The organism is Erythrobacter donghaensis (genome assembly GCF_001557325.1).
Classification (GTDB): domain Bacteria; phylum Pseudomonadota; class Alphaproteobacteria; order Sphingomonadales; family Sphingomonadaceae; genus Erythrobacter; species Erythrobacter donghaensis_B.
In genome coordinates, this window is sequence record NZ_LSJS01000234.1 from 1 (window position 1) to 2,543 (window position 2,543).

4 protein-coding genes are annotated in these 2,543 nt (G+C 66.3%); all 4 read right to left on the minus strand.

Going from position 1 to position 2,543, the window contains the following annotated elements:
* Positions 1-97: 97 nt before the first annotated feature.
* Positions 98-451, minus strand: coding sequence for an HPF/RaiA family ribosome-associated protein (locus AX692_RS14190; RefSeq protein ID WP_230959589.1), 354 nt, complete (start codon positions 449-451; stop codon positions 98-100).
* A gap of 77 nt (positions 452-528) precedes the next feature.
* A complete protein-coding gene (locus AX692_RS14195; RefSeq protein WP_073973957.1) occupies positions 529-756 on the minus strand; it encodes a hypothetical protein in 228 nt (75 codons plus the stop codon).
* A 95-nt stretch (positions 757-851) separates the two neighbouring features.
* Positions 852-1,064: a cold-shock protein gene (locus AX692_RS14200; RefSeq protein ID WP_017664974.1), complete on the minus strand. Its 213-nt coding sequence runs from the start codon at positions 1,062-1,064 to the stop codon at positions 852-854.
* Positions 1,065-1,493: 429 nt separating this feature from the next.
* The gene (locus AX692_RS14205; protein WP_073977733.1) at positions 1,494-2,045 is read right to left on the minus strand and encodes a hypothetical protein; all 552 of its coding nucleotides are present in this window, start codon (positions 2,043-2,045) and stop codon (positions 1,494-1,496) included.
* Between the last annotated feature and the right edge of the window lie 498 nt (positions 2,046-2,543).

Sequence of the window (2,543 nt, forward strand, 5' to 3'; positions counted from 1 at the left end):
ACCCCGCCGCCCGCTCCGGCCGAGCCGGGGCTCACCGGGGTCAGCGGGCGCGGCGTGCGGGCGCGGGTGTTCGGGCGCAAGGGGCTCTAGCCGCCGCCTAGATCTGCTTGTCGGGCGAAGGGTCGCGGCGGTGACGCTCTGCCCTGCCCAGCACCCGCTCGAGCCGCTCGGCCATGGTGTTCGCTGCGATCCGCGCCGCGGCGTCGACATCGGCGGCCTTGCCGGTCACGCCGATCGGGCGGGAGCCGCGCGGGCGCGCCTCGATCGTGCAATGCTTGTCGTCCGCGCCGTGCTTGGCGCCGTTGACGTCCGAGACATGCACCTCCACCCGCGTCAGCCGCTCGCTGAACCGCGCGAGCCGCTGGCGCACCTGTGCCTCGATCCTGGCGGCGACCTCGTGGGTGCCCATCACCGAGCTGTCGGTGTTGAACTGGAACTGCATGGTGCTCATGGCACTGTTCTCCTTGTGCTTTGGGTCACCCTGTTGCCCGAGGAGACAATGCGCCCCGCCCGCGCCGCTTGCCAGCCCTATCCGACGGAGCGTTCGTCCGTCAGGTCGCTTGCCGCCCGGCGCGCGGCGCGTTCGCGTTCGGCCTTGTCGCGCTCCACGATCGTCTTGCGCGCGTGTTCGGCAAGGCCGCGCCAGGTCTTCTCGGAGCGCAGCTCGCGCTCGCGCACGTTCTCGAGCGTCGCCTTTTCGGCGAGGGCGGCGGCCTCATCGGCTCGCTCGCAATAGAATTCGTAGGTCTGGGCCATCGGGGGTGTCCTGCCATGGGAGGGGATAGGCGGGAGGCGTAGGCGTAGGAGGTGTGGGAGCGGGACGCAGCCAGCGCCCCGCTTCCGGTATGCGATCAGGCCGAGGCCAGGTTCACGGCGCTTTCCTTGCCGTTGCGCCCGCGCTCGAGATCGTAGCTGAGGCGCTGGTCCTTATCGAGGCTGTGCATCCCGGCGGCCTGCACGGCGGTGATGTGGACGAAGCTGTCCGACGAGCCATCGTCGGGCTGGATGAAGCCGTAGCCCTTCTCGGTGTTGAAGAACTTGACGGTTCCGGTCTTGGTGCTCATGCGATGTTCCTTTCAAGAACAAGGGGTTGCCCACAGGCGGGATGCCTTGCGGGCCGTGCGTCGTATCGTCCGATGAAAGGAAGTCGTCGTCTGGGAGTCGCCAAACGGCCGGAGCCGGGTGGTTGAGCGCAAATTTCGAAGTCCGTCGCAAATTTCGACGTCAGCCCGCGCTCCATAGCACCCTTTCCACAGATCGCCTAATCGGCCCGTCGCAAGATTGCGAGCGCGCCCCCGTGCGCTCGCGGCCCTGCGGGCCGAAGTCAGCACGACCCGAGCGGAGAGCGCCGATATCGGTCGCGCCAGCGACCGCAAGCGTGAACGCGCGCCCGCAGCGACGCGCCCGCAGGGCGTGTGAGCGAGGATTTCGCAGCCCGCAGGGGCTGCGGAACACAAAACAGCGAAGCGGACAAAGCGGACACCGTGTCCGCCTTACTCCTTCCAGCCAACCTTCTGTAACGCCTGCATTATCTCTTCGTCGGTGAAGCCGGACGGACAGGCAACCGCGTCCTTTTCCGGGATGCTGGAAAAGCCGCGCCGCAATGCCTCGATCTCGCCGGGGTCCTCGGGCGAGAGCGCGCCGGTTTCGACCGGCCTCGCGTCCTCGATCTGCGCCAGCAGCCCTTCGAAGTCGCGCGCATGGCGCTCCGCCGAGGGCCCGAGCCGCCCGAACAGCGGATTGCCACCGGCGCTGAAGCGGTGCAGCAGCGCCACCGTGAGCCGCTCGTCGAAGCGCCGGTAGCTGCCGACCTGCTCGCCCTGGAAGAACACCGGCACCTCGACTCCGTTGAGCGCGCGCTCGAGCGCGGTGTGGGCGAGCACGTCATAAGAATGATGGAACGCCACCTCCCACGCGAGATCGAAGGGCTGGCCCTTGAGCCGCGAGCGCAGCCGATAGGCCGACTGCCGCGACCGCCCCACCGATTTCGCCGCCTCGGAGACGGAATGCGTCGCCGAGAGCGCGCGGAGGAATGCGGCCTGCATGTCGAGCGGCCAGCTGTCGTGGCGGGCGGGGGGTCTGGACGCGAGTCATCGGGGGAGGATGACTCAGGGTGGGGGCTGTAGGAAAGGGGTTTCAAGGCTAACTCATTTAAGAGCAAGCGTCTTGATTCTTGGACGGAATTGGCGTCAATTGGGTTCATGGGGAACCCAACGCTACCAATTGCCGACATGCACATAAGGCATCCTGGCCTCACTCAGGCAATTGCGAGAACGTATTATGAGGCGGCGACGGTCTGCTTGGATCGTCATCACCCGAGCCCAACCACCTTTTGCATTGAATGGTCGGACGGTATCGCGTTAACGGATTTACATTGGGAGCCGGCTGGTCCCTCGACGAGGGCAGCGTATGCTAACACTATAGATGTCACAGAAGCTGGCGCATATGGTGTTTGCTTGGCCGCGCTTGAGCAAGTTGCAGACCTCGTGGGACTGTCAGGATTTCCGTGTGCGGCCGGGCGGTTGATCATCAGGCCGCCATGG

Excerpts from the sequence above, each read along its gene's own strand:
- AX692_RS14190 (WP_230959589.1), bottom strand. The coding sequence starts at position 451 with ATGAGCACCATGCAGTTCCAGTTCAACACCGACAGCTCGGTGATGGGC.
- AX692_RS14195 (WP_073973957.1), bottom strand. The coding sequence starts at position 756 with ATGGCCCAGACCTACGAATTCTATTGCGAGCGAGCCGATGAGGCCGCC.
- AX692_RS14200 (WP_017664974.1), bottom strand. The coding sequence starts at position 1,064 with ATGAGCACCAAGACCGGAACCGTCAAGTTCTTCAACACCGAGAAGGGC.
- AX692_RS14205 (WP_073977733.1), bottom strand. The coding sequence starts at position 2,045 with ATGCAGGCCGCATTCCTCCGCGCGCTCTCGGCGACGCATTCCGTCTCC.